This is a genomic window from Pseudomonas maioricensis (assembly GCF_022790535.1).
In the GTDB taxonomy this organism is placed as follows: domain Bacteria; phylum Pseudomonadota; class Gammaproteobacteria; order Pseudomonadales; family Pseudomonadaceae; genus Aquipseudomonas; species Aquipseudomonas maioricensis.
Genome location: NZ_LOHG01000003.1, coordinates 199,929 through 223,597, shown reverse-complemented (window position 1 = coordinate 223,597; position 23,669 = coordinate 199,929). Strand labels below are relative to the sequence as shown.

The 23,669-nt window shown below is 57.0% G+C and carries 22 protein-coding genes; 16 read left to right on the top strand and 6 right to left on the bottom strand.

Features of this window, described 5'->3' with window-relative positions:
- Positions 1-226: 226 nt before the first annotated feature.
- On the top strand, positions 227-1,891 hold the full coding sequence (gene ettA / locus AUC61_RS06385; protein ID WP_243245052.1) for an energy-dependent translational throttle protein EttA: 1,665 nt from the start codon (positions 227-229) through the stop codon (positions 1,889-1,891).
- Positions 1,892-2,186: 295 nt separating this feature from the next.
- Here the strand turns inward: ettA and AUC61_RS06380 are convergent, their stop codons facing one another.
- The 3 genes from AUC61_RS06380 to AUC61_RS06370 all read right to left on the bottom strand — a co-directional run bounded on the left by AUC61_RS06380 (position 2,187) and on the right by AUC61_RS06370 (position 5,298).
- Positions 2,187-2,684 (bottom strand): GreA/GreB family elongation factor, encoded by a 498-nt coding sequence (locus AUC61_RS06380; RefSeq protein ID WP_243245050.1) that lies wholly within the window; start codon positions 2,682-2,684, stop codon positions 2,187-2,189.
- A gap of 173 nt (positions 2,685-2,857) precedes the next feature.
- Positions 2,858-4,711 (bottom strand): Lnb N-terminal periplasmic domain-containing protein, encoded by a 1,854-nt coding sequence (locus tag AUC61_RS06375; protein WP_243245048.1) that lies wholly within the window; start codon positions 4,709-4,711, stop codon positions 2,858-2,860.
- Between the two features lie 98 nt (positions 4,712-4,809).
- Complete coding sequence (locus AUC61_RS06370; RefSeq protein ID WP_027901843.1) at positions 4,810-5,298, bottom strand: DUF3015 domain-containing protein; 489 nt, start codon at positions 5,296-5,298, stop codon at positions 4,810-4,812.
- Between the two features lie 281 nt (positions 5,299-5,579).
- On the opposite strand from AUC61_RS06370, the gene AUC61_RS06365 reads away from it, so the two are divergent.
- From AUC61_RS06365 to AUC61_RS06345, 5 genes are all read left to right on the top strand, one after another.
- Entirely contained in the window at positions 5,580-8,015 is a 2,436-nt protein-coding gene (locus AUC61_RS06365; protein WP_243245046.1) for a Lon protease family protein, read from the top strand.
- A gap of 361 nt (positions 8,016-8,376) precedes the next feature.
- The gene (locus AUC61_RS06360; protein ID WP_243245044.1) at positions 8,377-8,706 is read left to right on the top strand and encodes a PA4575 family protein; all 330 of its coding nucleotides are present in this window, start codon (positions 8,377-8,379) and stop codon (positions 8,704-8,706) included.
- 180 nt (positions 8,707-8,886) lie between these two features.
- Positions 8,887-9,375: a TIGR00645 family protein gene (locus AUC61_RS06355; protein ID WP_027901846.1), complete on the top strand. Its 489-nt coding sequence runs from the start codon at positions 8,887-8,889 to the stop codon at positions 9,373-9,375.
- 140 nt (positions 9,376-9,515) lie between these two features.
- Positions 9,516-9,821 (top strand): DUF6482 family protein, encoded by a 306-nt coding sequence (locus tag AUC61_RS06350; protein ID WP_243245042.1) that lies wholly within the window; start codon positions 9,516-9,518, stop codon positions 9,819-9,821.
- A gap of 174 nt (positions 9,822-9,995) precedes the next feature.
- On the top strand, positions 9,996-10,613 hold the full coding sequence (locus AUC61_RS06345; protein ID WP_122662953.1) for a BamJ family beta-barrel-assembly machinery protein: 618 nt from the start codon (positions 9,996-9,998) through the stop codon (positions 10,611-10,613).
- Between the two features lie 79 nt (positions 10,614-10,692).
- On the opposite strand, the gene AUC61_RS06340 is transcribed toward AUC61_RS06345, so the two are convergent.
- Together AUC61_RS06340 and AUC61_RS06335 are read right to left on the bottom strand one after the other, a co-directional pair.
- On the bottom strand, positions 10,693-10,935 hold the full coding sequence (locus AUC61_RS06340) for a PA4570 family protein (RefSeq protein WP_027901849.1): 243 nt from the start codon (positions 10,933-10,935) through the stop codon (positions 10,693-10,695).
- Positions 10,936-11,236: 301 nt separating this feature from the next.
- Positions 11,237-12,205 carry a polyprenyl synthetase family protein gene (locus AUC61_RS06335; RefSeq protein WP_243245041.1) on the bottom strand — a complete coding sequence of 323 codons (969 nt, stop codon included), beginning with the start codon at positions 12,203-12,205 and terminating at the stop codon, positions 11,237-11,239.
- Between the two features lie 240 nt (positions 12,206-12,445).
- Here AUC61_RS06335 and rplU point away from each other — a divergent pair, with 240 nt between their 5' ends.
- The 5 genes from rplU (at position 12,446) to AUC61_RS06310 (ending at position 16,403) form a co-directional block, all read left to right on the top strand.
- A complete protein-coding gene (rplU, locus tag AUC61_RS06330) occupies positions 12,446-12,760 on the top strand; it encodes a 50S ribosomal protein L21 (protein WP_003176051.1) in 315 nt (104 codons plus the stop codon).
- A 34-nt stretch (positions 12,761-12,794) separates the two neighbouring features.
- A complete protein-coding gene (gene rpmA / locus AUC61_RS06325) occupies positions 12,795-13,070 on the top strand; it encodes a 50S ribosomal protein L27 (RefSeq protein ID WP_002551972.1) in 276 nt (91 codons plus the stop codon).
- Between the two features lie 234 nt (positions 13,071-13,304).
- On the top strand, positions 13,305-14,528 hold the full coding sequence (gene cgtA / locus AUC61_RS06320) for an Obg family GTPase CgtA (RefSeq protein WP_122662948.1): 1,224 nt from the start codon (positions 13,305-13,307) through the stop codon (positions 14,526-14,528).
- A gap of 103 nt (positions 14,529-14,631) precedes the next feature.
- Positions 14,632-15,750, top strand: a complete 1,119-nt coding sequence (gene proB, locus AUC61_RS06315; RefSeq protein ID WP_087272787.1) for a glutamate 5-kinase — start codon at positions 14,632-14,634, stop codon at positions 15,748-15,750.
- Positions 15,751-15,932: 182 nt separating this feature from the next.
- Entirely contained in the window at positions 15,933-16,403 is a 471-nt protein-coding gene (locus AUC61_RS06310; RefSeq protein ID WP_243245039.1) for a CreA family protein, read from the top strand.
- 288 nt (positions 16,404-16,691) lie between these two features.
- Here AUC61_RS06310 and rpsT read toward each other — a convergent pair whose 3' ends face one another.
- On the bottom strand, positions 16,692-16,970 hold the full coding sequence (rpsT, locus tag AUC61_RS06305) for a 30S ribosomal protein S20 (RefSeq protein WP_122662945.1): 279 nt from the start codon (positions 16,968-16,970) through the stop codon (positions 16,692-16,694).
- A gap of 252 nt (positions 16,971-17,222) precedes the next feature.
- Here rpsT and murJ point away from each other — a divergent pair, with 252 nt between their 5' ends.
- The 5 genes from murJ (at position 17,223) to fkpB (ending at position 23,614) form a co-directional block, all read left to right on the top strand.
- A complete protein-coding gene (gene murJ / locus AUC61_RS06300; RefSeq protein ID WP_243245037.1) occupies positions 17,223-18,761 on the top strand; it encodes a murein biosynthesis integral membrane protein MurJ in 1,539 nt (512 codons plus the stop codon).
- Between the two features lie 133 nt (positions 18,762-18,894).
- Complete coding sequence (ribF, locus tag AUC61_RS06295) at positions 18,895-19,845, top strand: bifunctional riboflavin kinase/FAD synthetase (RefSeq protein WP_243245036.1); 951 nt, start codon at positions 18,895-18,897, stop codon at positions 19,843-19,845.
- Complete coding sequence (ileS, locus tag AUC61_RS06290) at positions 19,842-22,673, top strand: isoleucine--tRNA ligase (RefSeq protein ID WP_243245034.1); 2,832 nt, start codon at positions 19,842-19,844, stop codon at positions 22,671-22,673. Before ribF ends, ileS begins: the two co-directional genes overlap by 4 nt.
- Positions 22,666-23,169 (top strand): signal peptidase II, encoded by a 504-nt coding sequence (gene lspA, locus AUC61_RS06285; protein ID WP_122662935.1) that lies wholly within the window; start codon positions 22,666-22,668, stop codon positions 23,167-23,169. Before ileS ends, lspA begins: the two co-directional genes overlap by 8 nt.
- Positions 23,162-23,614, top strand: coding sequence for an FKBP-type peptidyl-prolyl cis-trans isomerase (fkpB, locus tag AUC61_RS06280; RefSeq protein ID WP_122662933.1), 453 nt, complete (start codon positions 23,162-23,164; stop codon positions 23,612-23,614). Before lspA ends, fkpB begins: the two co-directional genes overlap by 8 nt.
- Positions 23,615-23,669: the final 55 nt, after the last annotated feature.

The window sequence follows — 23,669 nt, the reverse complement described above, 5'->3', positions numbered from 1 at the left end:
ATTCGGGTAGCTTTGCCCAACGCGCAGCCTCTGCCGACTTCTGCATGAGTGACTCCACTGCTTGCAAACTTTGATCCAGTTCCACGGCGCTCACATCCCGCGATGTAGATAATTCAAGGCGTGGAACCGTCCAACGGCAAGTGCCGTCGACAAATAAAAGCTTTTTTACGTCGGAGCTTTAAGCTCGCGTCTTTATTCAACAGTCATAAACCCAGGTTTTCATCCCATGGCCCAATACGTCTTCACCATGCATCGGCTGAGCAAAGTTGTGCCGCCGAAGCGGGAAATTCTCAAGAATATTTCCCTGTCGTTTTTCCCGGGAGCCAAGATCGGCGTCCTCGGCCTCAACGGTTCGGGTAAATCCACGTTGTTGAAAATCATGGCGGGTGTCGACACCGAGTTCGACGGTGAAGCACGTCCGATGCCTGAACTGAACATCGGTTATCTGCCTCAAGAGCCGCAACTTGATCCGACCAAGACCGTGCGTGAAGTGGTCGAGGAAGCGGTCAGTGTGATCAAGAACGCTCAGACGCGCCTTGATGAAGTCTATGCAGAGTACGCAGATCCGGATGCCGACTTCGACAAGCTGGCTGCCGAGCAGGCGAAGCTTGAGGCTATCCTGCAAGCTGCTGATGGCCACAACCTGGACCGTCAGCTGGAAGTTGCGGCTGATGCGCTGCGTCTGCCAGCGTGGGATGCCAAGGTTGAAGTGCTTTCCGGTGGTGAGAAGCGTCGTGTAGCCCTGTGCCGCTTGCTGCTGTCCGCTCCGGACATGCTGCTGCTCGACGAACCGACCAACCACCTGGACGCCGACTCGGTTGCCTGGCTTGAACACTTCCTGCACGACTTCCCGGGCACCGTGGTTGCGATTACGCACGACCGGTACTTCCTGGATAACGTCGCTGGCTGGATTCTGGAACTCGACCGCGGTGCGGGCATTCCTTACGAGGGCAACTATTCTGGCTGGCTTGAAGCCAAGTCCGATCGTCTGGCTCAGGAATCCAAGCAGCAGTCGGCCCACGAAAAAGCTATGAAAGAAGAGCTGGAATGGGTTCGTAAAGGTGCCAAGGCGCGTCAATCCAAATCCAAGGCTCGTCTGCAACGCTTCGAAGAAATGCAATCGCAGGAATTCCAGAAGCGCAGCGAAACCAACGAGATCTATATTCCGGCCGGTCCACGGCTGGGCGACAAGGTCATCGAATTCAAGAACGTCAGCAAGGGTTACGGCGATCGCGTGTTGATCGACAACCTGTCGTTCGCCATGCCTAAAGGCGCAATCGTGGGTGTGATCGGTGGTAACGGTGCCGGTAAGTCGACCCTGTTCCGCATGCTGATGGGCAAGGAGCAACCGGACTCGGGCAGCATCGAGATCGGTGAAACCGTCCAACTGGCTTGTGTCGATCAGAGCCGTGACGATCTGGATGGCAGCAAGACTGTGTTCCAGCAGGTTTCTGACGGCTCTGATCAGATCCGCATCGGCAACTACGAAATTCCGTCACGCACTTATGTGGGGCGTTTCAACTTCAAGGGCGGCGATCAGCAGAAGTTCGTCAAGGACCTCTCCGGTGGTGAGCGCGGTCGACTGCACCTGGCGTTGACTCTGAAAGAGGGCGGCAACGTCCTGCTGCTCGACGAACCTTCCAACGACCTCGATGTGGAAACCCTGCGTTCGCTGGAAGAGGCATTGCTGGACTTCCCTGGCGCCGCCATTGTGATCTCTCACGATCGGTGGTTCCTTGACCGGGTTGCGACTCACATCCTGGCTTATGAAGATGACTCACAAGCGGTGTTCTTCGAAGGCAACTACACCGAATATGAAGCCGACCGTAAAAAGCGTCTCGGCGACGCGGCAGCCCAGCCACACCGGGTACGCCACAAGAAACTGGCCTGATTTATTTAGTTGGTACAAAAAAGGAGCCTTCGGGCTCCTTTTTTTTGGTTTGAATTTATTCCGACGTCCTCGCGACTGAGACGCTTTCATAAAAAACATATAACTTATTGATTTTATTCATTTTTTATTTGTGGGAGTGAGCTTGCTCGCGATAGCGTCAGCCCAGACACTAGTCTCCTGACAGGCCTACTGTTATCGCGAGCAAGCTCACTCCTACAGGGGCCGTGTTCGGCAAGACAGCGCGGTGTCAGGGGCACCGGGATAAGGATGTACGACGCGCATTCCGGTGGGATGTCTACACATCCGGCTCAATCAGAACGATCTCGATATCCTGATCGCCGGCCGGTCGCTTCCATAGCACTTCATCACCCAATTGCGCACCGATCAGGGCACGGCCCAGCGGCGAGGCCCAGTTGATCAGTCCAGCTGTTGCATCAGCCTGATCTTCGCCCACCAGTTGCACGCGATGTTCTGTGCCGTGTTCATCGGCATAGGTCACCCAACTGCCAATCTGCACCTTGTCCGTCGAGATGGCGGGGGTGACGACCTGCGCACTTTGCAGGCGCTGATTGAAGTAACGCAGGTCGCGTTCAAGGTCAGCCAGATGCTGTTTGTCGTTGTCCTGATCCAGTGCAGCGATCTCGCTGTGATGGGCCTGAAGTTCGGCAACGCGGCGCTGCAAATGATCCAGCCCGCTGGCGGTGACGTAATTGGGTTGCTCGCTGATCAGGCGCTCGACCGGCTGGTCGGCATCCGCAGCGGCATTGTCTTCATTGACGAAGGCGCGGCTCATGACTTTTCTCCTCTAATGAAGGTTGGGCCATGGGTGCGGGGGATAAGTTTCGTTGATCATCGCGCAGGCATTAATCCTCTGTAGGAGCTGCCGAAGGCTGCGATGGGGGCGCGTCAGGATGAGTGCTTTCGCAGCCTTCGGCAGCTCCTACAGGTATTCGCGCCGCTTGTTACTCAATAGTGATACCACTTCACCTCAAGCATTACCTCGTTCTGCGGTGAGCTCAGTTGGCTGAACTCGCGCTGGGCGCTCAGGCGCAGGCCGAGGTTGCGCGACAATTCCCATTGCTGATTCAGGCTGATGCTGCGGCGTACTTCACCGTTGGTAAAGTAGTCGCCTTTGGTCTCCAGACTCAGGTTGCCAACCGGGTTACGCCACAAAATACCGCTATTGAAGCCTGCCGCGGGTGAGATGAACTCGGCGAAGTCGTTGTTGTGCTCAACCCGGACGGTGCCCAGTGCAAAACCCAGAACGTCGTCCCCCAACTGCCAGGTGCCGCCTGCGCCGCCGTTCACATGGGACACCAGCGTCTCATCACCATGTTTACCCAGCACTCGTTCCAGGCCGCCAGTGACTTGCCACGACCAAGGCTGCAGCAGTGCGTTGCGCGGGGTCAGGGAGCGGATAGTCGCCAGATCCAGTTGCTGCAGTTGCCAGTGATTGCCTTCGTACTGGCGCAGCTTGAGCTGCAGGATTTCGATCTGCGCCCCCAACGGGAAGCCGTAGGCATTGTCGTTGAGGTCGTGATAGGCCATGCGCAGGCCGTACTCGGCGAAGGCCTTGTCATCGCGGGTGCCGACACCTGCCTGCCAGGTTCGGGATTCGTGGCCGTCTTCCGGTAGCCCGGGGCGCTCGATATCCAGTGCTGGCGGCGGGTTCTGGTTGATCGCCCGCAGCAGTTCGAAACTACGCTGAGCGCGTCCGGCATCCCGCTCCTGACCGTTGGCGCGGTAACGTTCGAGGCGATAGGCCGCGTCCTGAATCAGTGCACGGCGCTCTTTGGGCAGGGCCAGATAGTCGGGGCTTTGCAGTTGTTTCTGATCGGCACTGACTTCCAGTACCCACTGCTGCTCGGTGCTGTTCAGCGGCTTGGCGCGCTCCAGCAGTTCACGTTCACGAGACGGGCGATAGTCGATCTTGTCGACAAGTCCCGCCGCCTTGACGGCTTTGACGGTGTCGGTCGGGATGGCCGTCAACGGGAATTGCTCGGTCAGCTTCAAGCCCGGGCGAGCAACCTGCAGCAGTTCCAGCAGGCGATATGAACAGTTCTCGTCGAAGAAGAAATAGCCGAAGCGGATCTGCTTCAATTCCCAGACGTGCTCAACCATTCGGCCGGTTTCTTCCGGCGTCAGGTTCAGGTGGTATTCCCACAGGTCGCGGTTTTCCAGGCTGCGGTATTCGGACAGTTTCTCTTGATAGGGCACCAGCGCGAACAGGCCCGGATAGCCACCGGCGAGCCCCTTCCAGGCATATAGAATGCTGTTGTCCATACCTTCGATGTAGGCACCGAAGTTAATCGCGTAGCTGAGCAGCGCTGTGTTGTTGGTTTTAACGTCTGCCTGATCGATGCGCAGCAGCGTATGGCCGAACATGGACGAGGGGCTGTTCAGGTAGGCCGCGGGGAAGATCATTACCGCGCTATCCGGCGCAACGTCCTTGAACCATTGAGTAAACGCTTTGCACTCTACGGTTGGCAGGTCTTTTAGCTGTAATTGATCTTTCAGCCAGCGAGTACGTGCCGGGTAAACACACTGCGCATGTTTTTCACCCGCGCTTGCCGGAGCATAAATAGCGTCGAGGGTAGCGCTCAGCTCCGCTTTCGGGTCGTGTTCACCGTTGGCCGAGAGAAAGAATTTTGGGTCGTCGACATAGCTGCGCCATCCACCCAGCTTGGCGGTTTCGTAATGCCCTAATGAAATCCAGAACGGCTCATTGGCCAGTTGCTGCAAACGTTCATCGCTCGCATATTGTGCGGCGGACAGCGGGGTGCAGACGCAGAGCGCCAGATACACAAGGCGTTTGAGCATAGAAAGCAACTATTTCAGGGGATCGGGCAGTCAGGCAGTCTAGCGCGTGAACGCAACAAAAAGCCCGCCCTCCGAATGGAGGGGCGGGCGCAACGAGCTTATGCCTGGGTAGCGTACTTGGCCAGGGTCGGATCGTTTTTCAGTACGTCGAGGGTGTTGGTGTGAACGTCTTCAGCGGTGGCGTCTGCCTTGCTGAAAATCTGATTGAAGTGCTCGTGGGTGACAGCGGCGAAATGCGCACGGTCTTCCGGTGCAACGCCCAGCACAACCGCGTAAGTGGTCAGTGCTTCACCCTGACCCATGGCCATGTCCTTGGAAAGCTCATCCATCATGCCGTTCATGGCAATCCAGGATTTACCACCGTACGTCAGTGCGCTGTTAGTGGAGCAGCCGTTGGTGCCCGAGGTCATGCCGAAAGTGGCGTTACCCGAGGTGCCGTTAGTGGTCGATGCGAGGAAATGAGCGGGAGTACCGCGCTGACCTTCAAACAACATGTTGCCCCAACCGCAATCCGGGCCGCCTGGAGCCTGGGCCATAGCGTTGATGGAAACAGCTGCGAAGAGACTACCAAGAAGAATCCGTTTCATAGCTTTATTCTCTTTATATTCAACCAAGGGTCAGGGTTCATGGCTTCAGTTACGCCAAGGCGGCCAGTGTTTAATTTCTGGTACGCCAAGCTTGGAGCTTAGGCGCTATCCAAGGGTTCCGCCCTTTATTACAAAATGTTCATCAAAAATAGCGCCTGATATAACGCTCTGGCCAGCGTACCGCGCGGGTTGTGACGACTTGAGTTTTTTCCTGTCTTGCAAGTCACGTCCGGCGAGCGCCAGAATGCCGCCATCTGCCCCGCCTGATGTAAGGATGCCCGATGCCCGATACTGTTGCTGCCAGCCTGCGTCTTGCGCCTGAAGCGCTGACGCGTCCTTTTTCTGCTGAACAGTTCAGCTTTTCGACGACTAATGATCTGGAGCCCTTTCGCGGTGTGCTCGGCCAGGAACGAGCAGTAGAAGCCCTGCAGTTTGGTGTGGCGATGCCTCGCCCTGGTTACAACGTATTTGTCATGGGCGAGCCCGGCACCGGCCGTTTCTCGTTCGTGAAGCGTTACCTGAAAGCCGAAGGTAAACGCATGCAGACTCCGTGCGACTGGGTCTATGTCAATCATTTCGACGAACCTCGCGAGCCTCGTGCGCTGGAGTTGCCACCAGGCAGTGCTCATCAGTTCATCACCGACATAGGTGGGTTGATCGATAACTTGCTGGCGACATTCCCGGCGGTTTTCGAGCATCCGTCCTACCAGCAGAAGAAAAGCGCTATCGACCGCGCTTTCAATCAGCGCTATGACAAGGCTCTGGACGTTATCGAGCGTCTGGCGCTGGAAAAAGACATCGCTCTGTATCGCGACAGCACCAATATTGCGTTCACCCCAATGCTCGATGGCAAAGCGCTGGACGAAGCAGAGTTCTCGCAACTGCCCGAGACTGATCGCGAGCGTTTCCATGAGGATATTTCGGGGCTTGAAGAGCGGCTGAATGAAGAACTCGCCAGCCTGCCGCAATGGAAGCGTGAGTCCAGTAATCAACTGCGCCAGTTGAACGAAGAAACCATCACTCTGGCATTGCAGCCTCTGTTGGCGCCGTTGTCTGAACAGTACGCAGAAAATGCGGCTGTCTGCGCTTATTTGCAGGCGATGCAGGTTTACCTGCTCAAAACCGTGGTCGAGCAACTGGTCGATGACAGTAAAACCGATGCGCAGGCGCGCAAGCTGCTTGAAGAGCAATACAGCCCTAGCCTTGTAGTAGGTCACTCGGCCAGCGGCGGTGCGCCGGTGGTGTTTGAGCCGCATCCGACCTACGACAATCTGTTTGGCCGTATCGAATACAGCACTGATCAGGGCGCGCTGTACACCACTTATCGACAGTTGCGACCGGGTGCGTTGCATCGCGCTAACGGCGGTTTCCTGATTCTCGAAGCAGAAAAAATGCTCAGCGAGCCGTTTGTCTGGGACGCCCTCAAGCGCGCCCTGCAGTCGCGCAAGCTGAAAATGGAATCGCCGCTGGGCGAGATGGGGCGGTTGGCAACGGTTAGCCTGACCCCGCAGGTCATTCCGTTGCAGGTCAAAGTGATCATCATCGGTGCGCGTTCGCTGTATTACACCCTGCAAGATCTGGATCCGGACTTTCAGGAGATGTTTCGGGTGCTGGTGGATTTCGATGAAGACATCCCGATGTACGACGAAACGCTGGAGCAGTTCGCCCAGTTATTGAAAACCCGCACTTCGGAAGAGGGCATGGCCCCGCTGACAGCCGATGCAGTCGCGCGGCTTGCGACCTACAGCGCACGATTGGCTGAGCATCAGGGACGCCTTTCGGCACGCATCGGTGATTTGTTCCAACTGGTCAGTGAAGCGGATTTTATTCGCCAACTGGCCAATGAAGAGCAGACCGACGCGGGTCACATCGAACGGGCGCTCAAGGCCAAGGCTGCGCGCACGGGGCGTGTGTCTGCGCGAATCCTCGACGACATGATGGCGGGCGTCATCCTGATCGATACCGATGGCGCGGCAGTTGGCAAATGCAACGGGCTGACGGTGCTGGAGGTCGGAGATTCTGCGTTTGGTGTGCCTGCACGCATTTCCGCCACGGTGTATCCGGGTGGCAGTGGCATCGTCGATATCGAGCGCGAGGTGAATCTCGGTCAGCCGATTCACTCCAAGGGCGTAATGATCCTGACGGGCTATCTGGGTAGCCGGTATGCGCAGGAATTCCCGTTGGCGATTTCCGCGAGCATCGCCCTGGAGCAATCCTATGGTTATGTGGATGGCGACAGCGCGTCGCTGGGCGAGGCCTGCACGCTGATTTCGGCGTTGTCGAAAACGCCGCTCAAGCAATGTTTTGCGATCACCGGTTCGATCAACCAGTTCGGTGAAGTGCAGGCTGTGGGTGGGGTCAACGAGAAGATCGAAGGTTTCTTCCGTCTCTGTGAGGCGCGCGGGCTGACGGGGGAGCAGGGTGCAATCATTCCGCAAGCCAACGTCGCGACACTGATGCTTGATGAGCGGGTTCTGCAGGCCGTACGCGCGGGGCAGTTCCACGTTTATGCGGTACGTCAGGCTGACGAAGCCTTGAGTTTGCTGGTGGGCGAGCCTGCCGGTGAGCCGGACGAAAACGGCGAATTCCCTGAAGGCAGCGTCAATGCACGAGTCGTCGAACGTCTGCGCGACATCGCCGAGATGCTTAGCGATGAAGACCTCAAGGAAGAACTGGAGAAGGAGCCTGCGCAACTGGCACCAGAACTGAAGGCTTAACCACGGAAGTGGCGACGCCTTCTGTGGGGCAGGATTTATTCGGGAAGACGGTATGTCAGCCGACGATGATGTTGACCGTGCCGGCCCCTTCGCGGATAAATCCGCTCCCACAGGCCCTCAATCGGCACGATTGCTGTAGGAGCTGCCGAAGGCTGCGAACCACGGAGTGACAGGAACATCGATTCGCAGCCTTCGGCAGCTCCTACAGACTTCGATTGCTACCGATACGCCGTTCATCCTCCCGGCTTTCCCAATCCGGCTTTTCTTCTATTCTGTTTCGGTACCACGGTTGTCAAAGGGACTGACGCGCCTTACAGCACTTCCTAGTGCGGCGAATACCGTAGCCAACGAGGAGCTCGCCATGTCGCGTAGCCTCTGCCTTACCCGCCAATGCCTGGGTCTCATGACCCGAATAGAGTGTGTGATACGCCCCCTTTCTGGTGACAATGGCATGTGGACGTTGCTGTTTGCCGCCGGAATGACCGGGGAGCAACCGTCTGCAATCAAGACGCAGGGGCCGTTTCCATGTGCTCCGGCTGCCGAGTCTGTCATGTTGGCGATTGCCGAAACCCTGACTTCGAGCGGTTACGAAGAAACGGACGATATTCCAATCTGGAGTCTGCACCTGCAGAGCGAATTGCGCCGAATCAACGGTGATGCCTCCAGGTCCCAACGTTCTTCGCCCTTCTAGCTAGCCCGCCCATCCCGGTATGACGACGTTACCTTGCGATTCACATGATGGACGTGAAAGGCAGCAGTGGTTACGTCGATTTCAGCTTTAAACCCCGCCCTCCGTGGCTTTAGGTCACATTCTGCGAATCGTCGGGTGGCTGGTATACTCGCCGCCATCTCCAAGCATCTGTGAGTTCAAATGGAACGTTTTGTCGAAAATGCCATGTACGCCTCGCGCTGGCTGCTGGCCCCGCTGTATTTCGGTCTGTCCCTGGGTCTGCTGGCACTGGTGCTGAAGTTCTTTCAGGAGATCTTTCACGTCCTGCCCAACGTTTTCGCGTTGGCCGAGGCGGACCTGATTCTGGTTCTGCTGTCCCTGATCGACATGGCGCTGGTCGGTGGCCTGTTGGTGATGGTGATGATCTCCGGCTATGAAAACTTCGTTTCGCAGCTGGATATCGATGAAGGCAAAGAAAAGCTCAACTGGCTCGGCACCATGGACTCTTCATCGCTGAAGATGAAGGTTGCTGCCTCCATTGTGGCGATCTCCTCGATTCACTTGTTGCGGGTGTTCATGGACGCCAAGAACATCGAGCCGCAATACCTGATGTGGTACGTGATCATTCACATGACTTTTGTTGTTTCGGCATTTGCCATGGGGTACCTGGACAAGGTCACCAAGCACTGATTGTCGCCGTCTGTAGCGCTTCAACCCGCCGCCCGGCCATTGAAATATGGACGGGCGGCGTCGTTTTCGGTGGCTGAAATCCGTTACCTTTCACAACGACAGTCTTTTCATGTGAACTGTGCTCAACGAGGGATTTGCAGATGACCGAAGGCGAATTGGCAGCGCATATGACTGCTGGCCGTATCGACGAGTTGAACCTGATCTCCATTGAGGGGGGAATCTACCTGCTCGAAACCCGTTCGCAAGGCGTGGTGCAACTGCTCAAGGGCGAGCAGGGCGAGACTGTGAAGCTGCGCTCGGTCGAGCACGCCCGTGAACTGCTGAGAGACTTCGAGCCTGTGCCCTTTCACCTGGTGCACGCGGTGGTACACGACGAAATGTGCGGCATGCCGGTAGATAAGCGCGAGGCGCTGCGAGTGCCGATCAGTTTTCATTCGAAGTGGTAGTTTTTGATTTTTGTAGGAGCTGCCGCAGGCTGCGAACAGCAGTGTGGCAGGAATATCGCTTTCGCAGCCTTCGGCAGCTCCTACAGTGGCGTATCCCGGTACTTCATGTGCTAGGCTGCTCGCCCTTTTGATTCGGAGCGTCTGGTTCAGGCGTTCCTTTAGCGGAGCAGTGATATGTCCGAAGTCAACTTGTCCACCGACGAAACTCGCGTCAGCTACGGCATTGGCCGTCAGTTGGGCGGCCAACTGCGCGACAACCCTCCGCCGGGCGTTAACCTGGACGCGATCCTGGCTGGCCTGACCGATGCTTTCGGTGGCAAACCAAGCCGTGTTGGCGAAGAAGAAATGTCCGCCAGCTTCAAGGTGATCCGCGAAATCATGCAAGCCGAAGCCGCTGCCAAAGCGGAAGAGGCTGCTGGTGCCGGTCTGGCTTACCTGGCTGAGAATGGCAAGCGCGAAGGCGTTACCACTCTGCCGTCCGGCCTGCAATTTGAAGTGCTGACCACTGGTACTGGCGCCAAGCCGACCCGTGAAGATCAGGTTCGCACTCACTATCACGGCATGCTGACTGATGGCACCGTGTTCGACAGCTCCTACGAGCGCGGCGAGCCAGCTGAATTCCCGGTCGGTGGCGTTATCGCTGGCTGGACCGAGGCGCTGCAACTGATGAACGCTGGCAGCAAATGGCGTCTGCACGTACCGAGCGAGCTGGCTTATGGCGCTCAGGGCGTTGGCAGCATCCCGCCGCACAGCGTGCTGGTATTCGACGTTGAGCTGCTCGACGTTCTCTGATCGACTTCAAGTCTGTCAGTGAGGAGCAGGGCGAGTCTTCGGGCTCGGTCTGCTCCCGTCGCAAAAGCTGGCTTCATGGTCAGTGCAATTCCGCAATCGGGCGCAACGCTCGGGCATAGCAGAACAGAAACAGGTTACGCACCAGTTCTTTGAGCACGATAGGCTCGCTCGAACTCAGTTCGTTGACGTCCAGATCGCCCTGATCTCGCAGTTCATCCAGCGCTTCCTCCTCCAGCACGGCACACACTTCCCCGGTTTCGCGATGCAGGATTCGCAGGTAGGGGTGAGGACGGTCCAGCCATGCGTCGATCAAATAAGTCATGTTGATTCTCCTTGAGCAATTCAATGAGAATAATTCTTATTGGCGGAATAGCAAGTCTCTATTGAGAATTGTTCGCATTTTACGCTGAGTGGTTGATTTGGATCAGGTTGCGACATTGAAAATTTTTGTTATGTGGGAGCTGGGCTTGCCCGCGATAAGGCTGAATACGGTTCACCCTTAGATCGCGTGCAGCCTTATCGCGGGCAAGCCCAGCTCCCACAGGATCGCGATATTCAGCACGTTTTCGTTTACCAATAAAAAGCCCGTCACATTGGACGGGCTCTTTGGCTGCAGCGGGCGATCAGTGGGTACGGGCCACCGCAAACTCGCTCAACTCGACCAGTGCGTCGCGGTATTCGCTTGGCGGCAGGGCGTCCAGGCATTTGATGGCGCGTGCAACGTAATCGCGGGCCAACTGCGCCGTGTAATCCAGAGCGCCAGAGGTCTCGACTGCGTTGCGGATGCTTTCCAGATCTTCCAGGCCGCCTTTCTGAATAGCCTGACGCACCAGCGCAGCCTGTTCGGCGGTGCCTTCGCGCATGGTGTAGATCAGCGGCAGGGTCGGCTTGCCTTCGGCCAGATCGTCACCGACGTTCTTGCCCAGGGTTTCGGCGTCGCCACGGTAGTCGAGCAAATCGTCTACCAGCTGGAAAGCCACGCCCAGATGATCGCCGAACGTGCGCAGTGCTTCACTTTGCTCTTCGGTGGCGTTGCACAGTGCGGCGGCGCTATGCGTCGAGGCTTCGAAGAGCATGGCTGTCTTGCCGCGAATCACTTCCATGTAGATTTCTTCGGTGGTGCTGGCGTCGCGAACTTTCGACAGTTGCAGCACTTCGCCTTCGGCAATGACCCGGGTCGCTTTCGAAAGGATCTTCATGACGGGCATAGAGCCCAGCTCGACCATCATTTCGAAAGAGCGGGAATAAAGGAAGTCGCCGACCAGAACGCTGGGCGCGTTACCCCAAAGGGCGTTGGCGGTGGAACGGCCACGGCGCATGCCGGACATGTCGACCACGTCATCGTGAAGCAGGGTCGCGGTGTGCAGGAATTCGATGGTTGCAGCCAGCAGGCGCACGTCATCGCCTTCACGTCCAAGTGCCTTGCCACACAGGAGGACCAGCAGCGGGCGCAGGCGTTTGCCGCCGGCCGAGGTAATGTAGTCGCCGATTTTCGAGACCAACGGTACCCGCGACGTCAGTTGCTGCTTGATAATGACGTCGACGGCACTAAAATCGTCCGCCACAGCGCGGTAGAAGGCTTGAGGTTGCATCAGCGAAAGGTGCTCCAGAAGGGTTGCGCCGCATGCTAGGTTGCGGGTTAGAGCGTGTCAAGGTATGACATCCCGCCTCTTGCAACCGTTTGATGCCTTGCGTACAATCGCGCACCCTAACTTTCCTGGGCAGCACCTGCCTTACGCAATTGCGACCGGGCCTTTCCAGCCCCGAGCAGCCATGCCAGCCGATACTCTACTTATAAAGAGCTGGGTGAGCAGGATTTACGGAGAAATACCATGTCTTATGCAGTAATCGTTACCGGTGGCAAGCAGTACAAAGTTGCCCCAGGTGAATACCTGAAGATCGAAAAACTGGAAATCGCTACCGGCGAATCCGTTACTTTTGATCGCGTTCTGTTGGTTGCCAACGGTGACGACGTTAACATCGGCGCACCTGTTGTTGCCGGCGCTACCGTTGTAGCTGAAGTGATCTCTCAGGGTCGCCACGACAAAGTTCGCATCATCAAGTTCCGTCGTCGTAAGCACCACATGAAGCGTATGGGCCACCGCCAGTGGTACACCGAGATCAAAATCACCGGTATTCAGGCTTAATTTCAGCCTAATCCCTCACTAGGAGAATTGACTCATGGCACACAAAAAAGCTGGTGGTAGTACCCGTAACGGTCGCGACTCAGAAGCCAAACGCCTTGGCGTGAAGATGTATGGCGGCCAGGCTATCATTCCGGGCAACATCATCGTGCGTCAGCGCGGCACCCAATTCCACGCTGGCTACGGCGTTGGTATGGGCAAAGATCACACCCTGTTCGCGAAAGTGGAAGGCGTGATCAAGTTCCAGGTTAAAGGCGCCTTCGGTCGTCGCTACGTGAGCATCGTTCCGAAGACTGAAGTCTCCGCAGCGTAATCATGCAGCAGCTGGAAAAGCCCTGTCTCGCGACGGGGCTTTTTCGTTTATGAAGGCTGCTGGCTTCAGGTTGTAAGTGTTTTGGTGAGTCTCTTGCAAAGCTGTTTGTGCGGGCTGTTGTGATGTTGACCTTTGAAGGTCACTGGTTTTTGATCGGTATCGCAACGCTCATTTTTGCAAGAGTCTTATGTATTTATGTTGTTCTGCTCGTCCCTGTGGCGGGAGGCGTGCGTTATGAAATTTGTAGATGAAGTATCGATTCGAGTAAAAGCCGGTGATGGCGGCAACGGGTGCATGAGCTTCCGTCGCGAGAAATTCATTGAAAACGGTGGTCCGAACGGTGGTGATGGTGGTGATGGCGGCTCGATCTTCATGGTCGCCGACGAGAACCTCAACACTCTGGTGGATTATCGTTACACCCGTCACTTCGATGCTGAGCGCGGTTCCAATGGTGGCAGCGCCGACTGCACCGGCAAGAAGGGTGAAGAGCTGGTATTGCGTGTGCCGGTGGGCACTACGGTTATTGACGCAAGTACTCAGGAAATTATCGGCGACCTGACCAAGGCAGGTCAGCGTCTGCTGGTTGCAATGGGCGGTTGGCACGGTCTGGGTAATACCCGTTTCAAATCCAGTACCAACCGTGCGCCGCGCCAGACCACGCCAGGTAAGCCGGGTGATCAGCGTGATCTCAAGCTGGAATTGAAAGTGCTGGCTGACGTCGGTCTGCTGGGTTTGCCAAACGCCGGCAAAAGTACCTTCATTCGTTCCGTGTCTGCCGCCAAGCCGAAAGTGGCTGACTATCCGTTCACGACTCTGGTGCCAAACCTGGGTGTGGTCAGCGTTGATCGCTGGAAAAGCTTTGTTGTCGCGGACATCCCTGGCTTGATCGAGGGTGCTTCCGATGGTGCGGGCCTTGGGATTCGCTTCCTCAAGCACCTTGCGCGTACCCGCTTGCTGCTGCACCTCGTTGATATGGCTCCTCTGGATGAAAGCAGTGCTCCAGATGCAGCTGAAATCATCGTTAATGAGCTGGTCAAGTTCAGTCCGTCCCTGGCGGAGCGTGATCGCTGGTTGGTGCTGAACAAGTGCGACCAGATCCTTGAGGAGGAGCACGAGGCTCGCGTCAAGGAAATCGTTGATCGTCTTGAGTGGACTGGCCCTGTCTACGTGATCTCGGCCATCTCCAAGGAAGGCACTGAGCAGCTTAGTCGCGACATCATGCGTTATCTCGAAGAGCGCAGCCTGCGCATCGCCGAAGAGCCTGGCTATGCTGAAGAGCTGGCTGAGCTGGATCAGCGCATTGAAGACGAAGCGCGTGCTCAGCTGCAGGCGCTGGATGACAAGCGTGCATTGCGCCGTAGCGGTGTGAAGAGCGTGCATGACATCGGTGAAGATGATTGGGATGAAGATGATGAGGACGATGAAGACGGTCCGGAAATCATTTACGTCCGTGACTGATTCTCTGCAGTAAACTAGACGCCGCTTACTTGTAAGCGGCGTTTTTGTATCTGATATCTTGAATTTGTTTCTCTCAAAGTTCTCTGGCTAAGGTTGGAAGATGATGCGCAGCAAAGTGACGGGTGCCCAGCGCTGGGTTGTAAAGATTGGCAGTGCCTTGCTGACTGCGGATGGCAAGGGGCTGGATCGTTCGGCGATGGGTGTTTGGGTTGAGCAGATGGTGGCGCTGCATGAGGCGGGCGTTGAGTTGGTCCTGGTTTCTTCTGGCGCTGTGGCTGCCGGTATGAGCCGTTTGGGCTGGACTTCGCGACCCAGTGCCATGCATGAGCTGCAAGCTGCTGCTGCGATCGGTCAGATGGGGCTGGTGCAGGCGTGGGAGTCCAGCTTTGCCGAGCATGGTCGCCACACTGCGCAGATTCTTCTGACTCATGACGACCTTTCCGACCGCAAGCGCTACCTGAATGCGCGCAGCACGCTTCGAACTCTGGTCGATTTGGGGGTGGTGCCGGTCATTAACGAAAATGACACGGTCGTCACTGATGAGATTCGCTTCGGCGACAACGATACCCTGGCGGCGCTGGTGGCCAACCTGGTCGAGGCCGACTTGCTGGTGATCCTGACGGATCGTGACGGCATGTTCGATGCTGATCCGCGTAACAACCCTGAAGCGCAGTTGATTTACGAAGCGCGTGCCGATGATCCGGCGCTTGATGCTGTTGCGGGCGGTACGGGTGGTGCTCTGGGTCGTGGCGGTATGCAGACTAAATTGCGTGCTGCGCGATTGGCGGCCCGCTCGGGTGCTCACACAGTGATTGTCGGTGGGCGCATTGAGCGCGTGCTTGCGCGCCTCAAGGGTGGCGAGCGCCTGGGTACGCTGCTGTCGCCTGAGCGTGAAATGCTCGCAGCGCGCAAGCAGTGGCTGGCGGGGCACTTGCAGACTCGCGGCACGCTTGTGCTGGACGAGGGGGCTGTGGCCGCGCTGAGCAAGGATCACAAAAGCCTGCTGCCGGTTGGGGTCAAGCTGGTTCAGGGCAGCTTCCGCCGTGGCGAGATGGTCGTGTGCGTAGCGCCTGATGGTCGCGAAGTCGCACGTGGTCTGAGTAATTACAGTGCGCTTGAGGCGCAGAAGATTATTGGTCAGTCGTCCGATGCGATCGTGCGTGTGCTCGGTTACATGGCTGAGCCTGAGCTGGTGCATCGCGATAACCTGATTCTGGTTTGAATCCCATCGTTGCTCTAGCGAAGCGGGATCCCGGTAGGAGCGAACTTGTTCGCGAGCAGTTGTATGCGTTGTGGCGAAAGCCGTCTCGCGAACAAGTTCGCTCCTGCCGGGTATCGTATTTCAAAGGCGGCACCGTTTATTGGGTGTGAATTGGCCCGGTATCTCAAGATAAGGAACACGTAATGCGCCTAATGAAAGGATTGCTCGGGGCTTTGCTGCTGCTGCCGATGCTGGCTTCCGCTGAAGAGATTGGCCAGGTGTCGACGGTGTTCAAGCTCGTCGGCCCGAATGATCGAATTGTCGTCGAGGCTTTTGATGATCCCAAGGTCGATGGCGTGACGTGCTATCTGTCTCGTGCCAAAACGGGCGGAGTGAAGGGCGGTCTTGGTCTGGCAGAGGATCGTGCTGAAGCGTCCATTGCCTGTCGTCAGGTGGGGCCCATCCATTTCAAGGGTGAGCTGAAGGACGGCGACGAGGTATTCAAGGAGCGCACTTCTCTGGTTTTCAAGACTATGCAGGTCGTGCGCTTCTTCGATAAAAAGCGTAACGCGTTGGTGTATCTGGTTTACAGCGACCGGATTATCGAGGGCAGTCCCCAGAATGCGGTGACTGCGATTCCGATCCTGCCGTGGTCGCCAGCACCTGCGCCGTAAGATTTTTCGGTAGGAGCGAACTTGTTCGCGAGGTTTTGTGCTGCGAATATAAATAGCTATCTGGGTTTAAATGCTTTTTCTGTAGGAGTGAGCTTGCTCGCGATAGCGTCAGCTCAGGCGATATCTTCTTAACAGATCTACTGCTATCGCGAGCAAGCTCACTCCTACCGGGTTATGTTTGCTGCGCGACAGTGCGGCGTCTGGGTGGTGGGTTGTTGTAATTCATCAAATCGCAGGCAACAAAAAACCGACCCTTGGGTCGGTTTTTTTACGGCTTAAGCTTATCGCTTAGGCTGCAGCTGCCACGGTCAGATCTTTGATGTGACCGTTCAGGCGGCTCTTATGACGAGCAGCTTTGTTCTTGTGGATGATGCCTTTATCGGCCATACGGTCGATAACTGGCACGGCCAGAACATAAGCAGCTTGCGCTTTTTCAGCGTCTTTTGCGTCGATGGCTTTAACTACATTCTTGATGTAGGTACGAACCATGGAACGCAGGCTGGCGTTGTGGCTGCGACGCTTCTCAGCCTGTTTTGCACGTTTTTTGGCGGAAGGTGTGTTGGCCACCGTCGAGCTCCTCGAAAGACTTTTTAGGGAATAGCTTACAAAATAGGCCGCGAATCATGCCGATGACTTGATTGATTGTCAAGGGGGGGTGATCGGATCCGCTGAGTGGTCGCTATGTTTGCCCGGGATATTTATTTCCGGTGCGCGACCTGTAAACTCGCCGACTTTGCCTCTGTGCTTTTGCGGCGCGGAGTATTGCATAAATGGACAGGTTAATCGCCCGGTCCTTTAGCCCAGGCGTGAAATTCTTTAATGAACCTACTCAAATCATTGGCTGCCGTCAGCTCTATCACCATGCTTTCGCGGGTGTTGGGCTTTGTTCGGGACACCATCATTGCGCGCACATTTGGCGCTGGAATGGCGACCGATGCTTTCTTTATCGCCTTTAAACTGCCCAATTTGCTGCGCCGGATTTTTGCTGAAGGTGCTTTTTCTCAGGCGTTCGTGCCTATCCTCGCCGAATACAAAAGCCAGCAGGGAGAGGAGGCGACCCGCACGTTCGTGGCTTACGTCACGGGTTTGCTCACGCTGGTTCTGGCGCTGGTTACGCTGCTGGGGATTATCGCTGCTCCCTGGGTAATCTGGGCCACTGCGCCGGGCTTTGCTGATACACCGGAAAAATTCACGCTGACCTCTGATCTGTTGCGAGTGACCTTTCCTTATATATTGCTGATTTCCCTGTCCTCCCTGGCGGGCGCGATTCTCAACACCTGGAACCGCTTTTCGGTTCCGGCATTTGTGCCGACTCTGCTCAATGTCAGCATGATTTTCTTTGCCTTGTTTCTCACGCCTTATTTTGATCCGCCGGTCATGGCGCTGGGCTGGGCGGTATTGGTCGGCGGGCTGTTGCAATTGCTCTATCAATTGCCGCATCTGAAGAAAATCGGCATGTTGGTGCTGCCGCGTCTGAATCTGCGTGACACGGGCGTGTGGCGGGTGATGAAACAGATGCTGCCTGCCATCCTTGGCGTGTCGGTCAGTCAGATTTCTCTGATCATCAATACGATTTTTGCTTCGTTTCTCGTGGCAGGATCGGTGTCATGGATGTACTACGCCGACCGCCTGATGGAGCTGCCGTCCGGGGTGCTGGGTGTGGCGCTGGGTACGATTCTGCTGCCGATTCTGTCGAAGACCTATGCCAGCAAGGACCGTCAGGAATATTCGCGGATTCTCGACTGGGGGCTGCGCCTGTGTTTTGTACTGGTTTTGCCGTGCACGCTGGCGCTGGGGATTCTTGCCGAGCCGTTAACCGTTTCATTGTTCCAGTACGGCAAATTCGACGCCGTGGACGCCGCCATGACCCAGCGCGCCTTGATCGCCTATTCCGTGGGTTTGCTGGGCATCATTCTGATCAAAGTGCTCGCGCCGGGTTTTTATGCACAACAAAATATTCGCACCCCGGTGAAAATCGCCATCTTCACCCTTATTGTTACTCAACTGCTTAATCTGGCCTTCATCATCCCGCTGCAACATGCCGGGCTGGCCCTGGCGATCAGCGTGGGCGCCTGCATCAACGCGCTGCTGTTGTTCTGGCAGTTGCGCAAGCAGGATCTGTTTCAGCCGCAGCCGGGCTGGACGAAGTTTCTGTTAAAGCTGTGCCTGGCGGTCGCCGTGATGTCTGCTGTGTTGCTGGGGCTGATGCATTTGATGCCTGCCTGGAGCGATGGACAAATGCTGGAGCGCTTTATTCGTCTGGGCGGGTTGGTGGCGGCCGGCGTAGTGGCGTATTTCGCGACCTTGTTGCTGTTGGGTTTCCGCCTGAAAGATTTCGCCCGCAGCGCGGTCCTGTAAGCAAGAGTTGTAACGGGTAGTCGTCGGTTTTTTCCGTTATGGAACGATGACTGTTGTTTTGCCTCGGCGTGTTGCCTGTCGTCCGGGGCTGTGTGTGGTTATAATCGGCCACTTTATGAGCAAGAAGTGCGTTATGCAGCTGGTTCGAGGCCTCCATAATCTGCGCCCCCAGCATCGGGGCTGCGTCGCCACCATTGGCAACTTTGACGGTGTTCACCGGGGCCACCAGGCTATCCTGGCGCGCTTGCGTGAACGTGCGGTCGAGTTGGGCGTGCCCAGTTGCGTGGTCATTTTCGAGCCGCAGCCGCGTGAGTTTTTCGCCCCGGCGACTGCTCCCGCCCGTTTGGCACGCTTGCGTGACAAGCTGGAACTGCTGGCTGCTGAAGGCGTTGATCGGGTGTTGTGCCTGGCGTTCAACCAGCGGCTGCGCAAGCTCAGCGCCGCGGAGTTCGTCGATACGGTTCTGATCGACGGCCTTGGCATACTACATCTAGAGGTCGGCGATGATTTCCGTTTCGGTTGCGACCGGATCGGCGACTTCGACTTCCTGCAACAAGCGGGTAACGACCGCGGCTTTACGGTGGAGGCGGCGCAGACCGTTGAAATCGATGGCGTTCGCGTCAGCAGTACCAAGGTGCGCAATGCTTTGGCCGTGGCGGATTTCGCCCTTGCCGAGCGCATGCTGGGTCGTCCGTTCCGGATTACCGGGCGGATTCTGCATGGCCAGAAGCTGGCGCGGCAGTTGGGTACGCCTACTGCCAACGTGCAGCTCAAGCGTCGTCGAGTGCCGCTGACCGGTGTTTATCTGGTCAGTGCAAGCATCGATGGCAAGACCTGGCCGGGCGTCGCCAATATTGGTGTGCGTCCGACCGTGGCAGGTGATGGCAGTGCCCACCTTGAAGTGCATCTTCTGGATTTTGCCGGTGATCTTTACGACCGGCGTTTGACGGTGGCTTTCCACCATAAGCTGCGTGATGAGCAGCGTTTCGCCTCCCTGGAGGCGCTCAAGACGGCAATCAATGCGGATGTCGCCGCCGCCCGTGCCCATTGGCATGGTCAATCGCTAATCAAGAGCCTGAAATGACCGACTACAAAGCCACGCTTAATCTTCCGGACACCGCCTTCCCAATGAAGGCCGGCCTGCCCCAGCGCGAGCCGCAAACTCTGCAGCGCTGGGACAGCATTGGCCTGTACCAGAAGCTGCGCGAAATTGGCAAGGATCGTCCCAAGTTCGTTCTGCACGACGGTCCTCCTTACGCCAACGGCAATATTCACATCGGTCACGCCGTTAACAAGATCCTCAAGGACATGATCGTGCGTTCCAAAACCCTGTCGGGTTTTGACGCGCCTTATGTTCCGGGCTGGGACTGTCATGGTCTGCCGATCGAGCACAAGGTCGAAGTGACTCACGGCAAGAACCTTTCCGCCGACAAGACCCGCGAGCTATGCCGCGCCTATGCGGCGCAGCAGGTTGAAGGTCAAAAGGCCGAGTTCATCCGTCTGGGTGTGCTGGGCGATTGGGACAAGCCTTACCTGACCATGAATTTCACCAACGAAGCCGGGGAAATCCGTGCGCTGGCGGAAATGGTCAAAGGCGGCTTCGTGTTCAAGGGCCTCAAACCCGTGAACTGGTGTTTCGACTGCGGCTCGGCGTTGGCTGAAGCAGAAGTCGAATATCAGGACAAGAAGTCTTCGACTATCGATGTGGCGTTCCCGGTTGCCGATGAGGCCAGGCTGGCCAAGGCATTCGGCCTGGATTCGCTGAGCAAGCCTGCGGCCATCGTGATCTGGACCACCACCCCGTGGACCATCCCGGCCAACCAGGCGTTGAACGTGCATCCAGAGTTCGAGTACGCCCTGGTTGATGTTGGCGACAGATTGCTGGTACTGGCTGCCGAGCTGGTTGAAAGCTGCCTGATCCGTTACAAGCTGGAAGGCACTGTCATCGCCACCGCTACTGGTGCTGCGCTGGAGCTGATCAATTTCCGTCATCCGTTCTATGACCGTCTGTCGCCGCTGTATCTGGCCGACTACGTCGAGCTGGGCGCTGGCACTGGCGTTGTTCACAGCGCCCCGGCCTATGGCGTGGACGACTTTGTCAGTTGCAAAAAATACGGCATGACCAACGACGATATCCTCAGTCCTGTGCAGAGCAACGGTGTATATGTCGATTCGCTGGAGTTCTTCGGTGGCCAGTTCATCTTCAAGGCTAACCAGGCGATCATCGACAAGCTGGCCGAAGTCGGCAGCCTGATGGACACCGAAACCATCACTCACAGCTATATGCACTGCTGGCGCCACAAGTCGCCACTGATCTACCGCGCCACTGCGCAGTGGTTCGTGGGTATGGACAAACAGCCTGAGGCTGGCGACACCCTGCGTGAGCGTGCTGTCAAAGCCATCGAAGACACCAAATTCGTTCCGGCATGGGGGCAGGCCCGCCTGCACTCGATGATTGCCAACCGTCCTGACTGGTGCATCTCGCGTCAGCGCAACTGGGGCGTGCCGATCCCGTTCTTCCTGCACAAGGAAAGCGGCGAGTTGCACCCGCGTACTGTTGAGCTGATGGAAGAAGTCGCCAAACGCGTCGAGAAAGAAGGCATCGAAGCCTGGTTCAAGCTGGACGCGGCCGAATTGCTGGGTGACGAAGCGCCTAAGTACGACAAGATTTCCGACACTCTGGACGTTTGGTTCGACTCGGGTACTACGCATTGGCACGTGCTGCGCGGTTCGCACCCGATGGGTCACGAGACCGGTCCACGCGCCGACTTGTACCTTGAAGGTTCCGACCAGCACCGTGGCTGGTTCCACTCCTCGCTGCTGACGGGGTGTGCAATCGATAACCACGCGCCTTACCGCGAATTGCTGACCCACGGTTTCGTCGTCGACGAAAACGGTCGCAAGATGTCCAAGTCGTTGAACAACGTCGTGGCGCCGCAGAAGGTCAACGATTCGCTGGGCGCCGACATCATGCGTCTGTGGGTCTCGGCGACTGACTATTCCGGTGAAATGGCGGTTTCCGATCAGATCCTGCAGCGCAGCGCTGATGCCTACCGGCGGATTCGCAACACTGCACGCTTCTTGCTCTCGAACCTGAGCGGTTTCAATCCGGCTACCGATATCCTGCCGCCGGAAGAAATGCTTGCGCTGGACCGTTGGGCTGTCGACCGTACCTTGCTGCTGCAACGCGAACTGGAAGAGCATTACGGCGAATACCGCTTCTGGAACGTGTACTCCAAGATCCACAACTTCTGCGTGCAGGAGTTGGGTGGTTTCTATCTGGACATCATCAAGGACCGTCAATACACCACGGCGGCGGACAGCACCGCACGGCGCTCCTGCCAGACCGCGCTGTTCCACATCTCCGAAGCGCTGGTGCGCTGGATTGCACCGATCCTGGCGTTCACCGCCGATGAGCTGTGGCAGTACCTGCCGGGCGAGCGTAACGAGTCGGTCATGCTGAACACCTGGTACGCAGGCCTGAGCGAAATGCCGGCTGACTTCGAGCTGGACCGCGCCTACTGGGAGCGGATCATGGCGGTGAAGGTGGCGGTCAACAAAGAGATGGAAAACCTGCGCGCAGCCAAGGCGATTGGCGGCAACCTGCAAGCTGAAGTGACTCTGTATGCTGAAGACGCGCTGGTCGCCGACCTGTCGAAACTGAGCAACGAACTGCGCTTTGTGCTGATCACCTCGACGGCCAGTGTCGCGCCATTGCTCGATGCTCCGGCCGATGCGGTGGTGACCGAGGTTTCGGGTCTGAAGCTCAAAGTCGTCAAGTCCGGCCACGCCAAGTGCGCCCGTTGCTGGCATCACCGTGCTGACGTTGGCGTGAACCCGGAGCATCCGGAGATCTGCGGCCGTTGCGTAGACAACATCAGCGGTGCTGGCGAGGTTCGTCACTATGCCTAAGGCTGGTTTTGGCCGCTTGGCCTGGCTCTGGTTGAGCCTGCTGGTTCTGGTCATTGACCAGGCCAGCAAGTATTACTTCGAGCACCGTCTGGAATTGTACGAGCAGATCGTGATCATCCCGGACTACTTCAGCTGGATGCTGGCTTACAACACTGGCGCAGCTTTCAGCTTCCTGGCCGACAGTTCGGGCTGGCAGCGCTGGTTGTTCGCCCTGATCGCGATTGTGGTCAGTGTGGTGCTGGTGGTCTGGCTCAAGCGTTTGGGGCGAGACGAGACATGGCTTGCCATCGCGCTTGCACTGGTGCTGGGCGGCGCGCTGGGTAACCTGTACGACCGTATCGTCATCGGGCATGTGATCGATTTCATTTTCGTACACTGGAAAGAGCACGGCTTCCCGGCATTCAACGTCGCTGACAGTGCGATTACTGTCGGTGCAATCATGCTGGCGCTGGACATGTTCAAGAGCAAGAAAACCGGAGAGACCGTTAATGACTGAACAGGTATTGACCGAGCAGCGCATCGGTCAGAACACGGAAGTCACTCTGCATTTTGCTTTGCGCCTGGAGAACGGCGAAACAGTCGACAGCACCTTTGAAAAGGCTCCGGCCACCTTCAAGGTGGGTGACGGCAACCTGCTGCCTGGCTTTGAAGCTGCATTGTTCGGCTTCAAGGCGGGTGACAAACGCACTGTGCAAGTCTTGCCGGAGAACGCCTTCGGCCAGCCGAACCCGCAAAACGTGCAGATCATCCCCCGTTCGCAGTTCCAGGACATGGAGCTGTCGGAAGGTTTGCTGGTGATCTTCAATGATGCGGCCAATACTGAGCTGCCGGGTGTGGTGAAAGCTTTCGATGACGCGCAAGTGACCATCGACTTCAATCACCCGTTGGCAGGCAAGACCCTGAGCTTCGAAGTGGAAATCTTCGAGGTCAAGGCGCTCTGAACAAGCTTGAACCTGAGCCCGGCTTCGGTCGGGCTGTTTCGCACGTAGACATGAG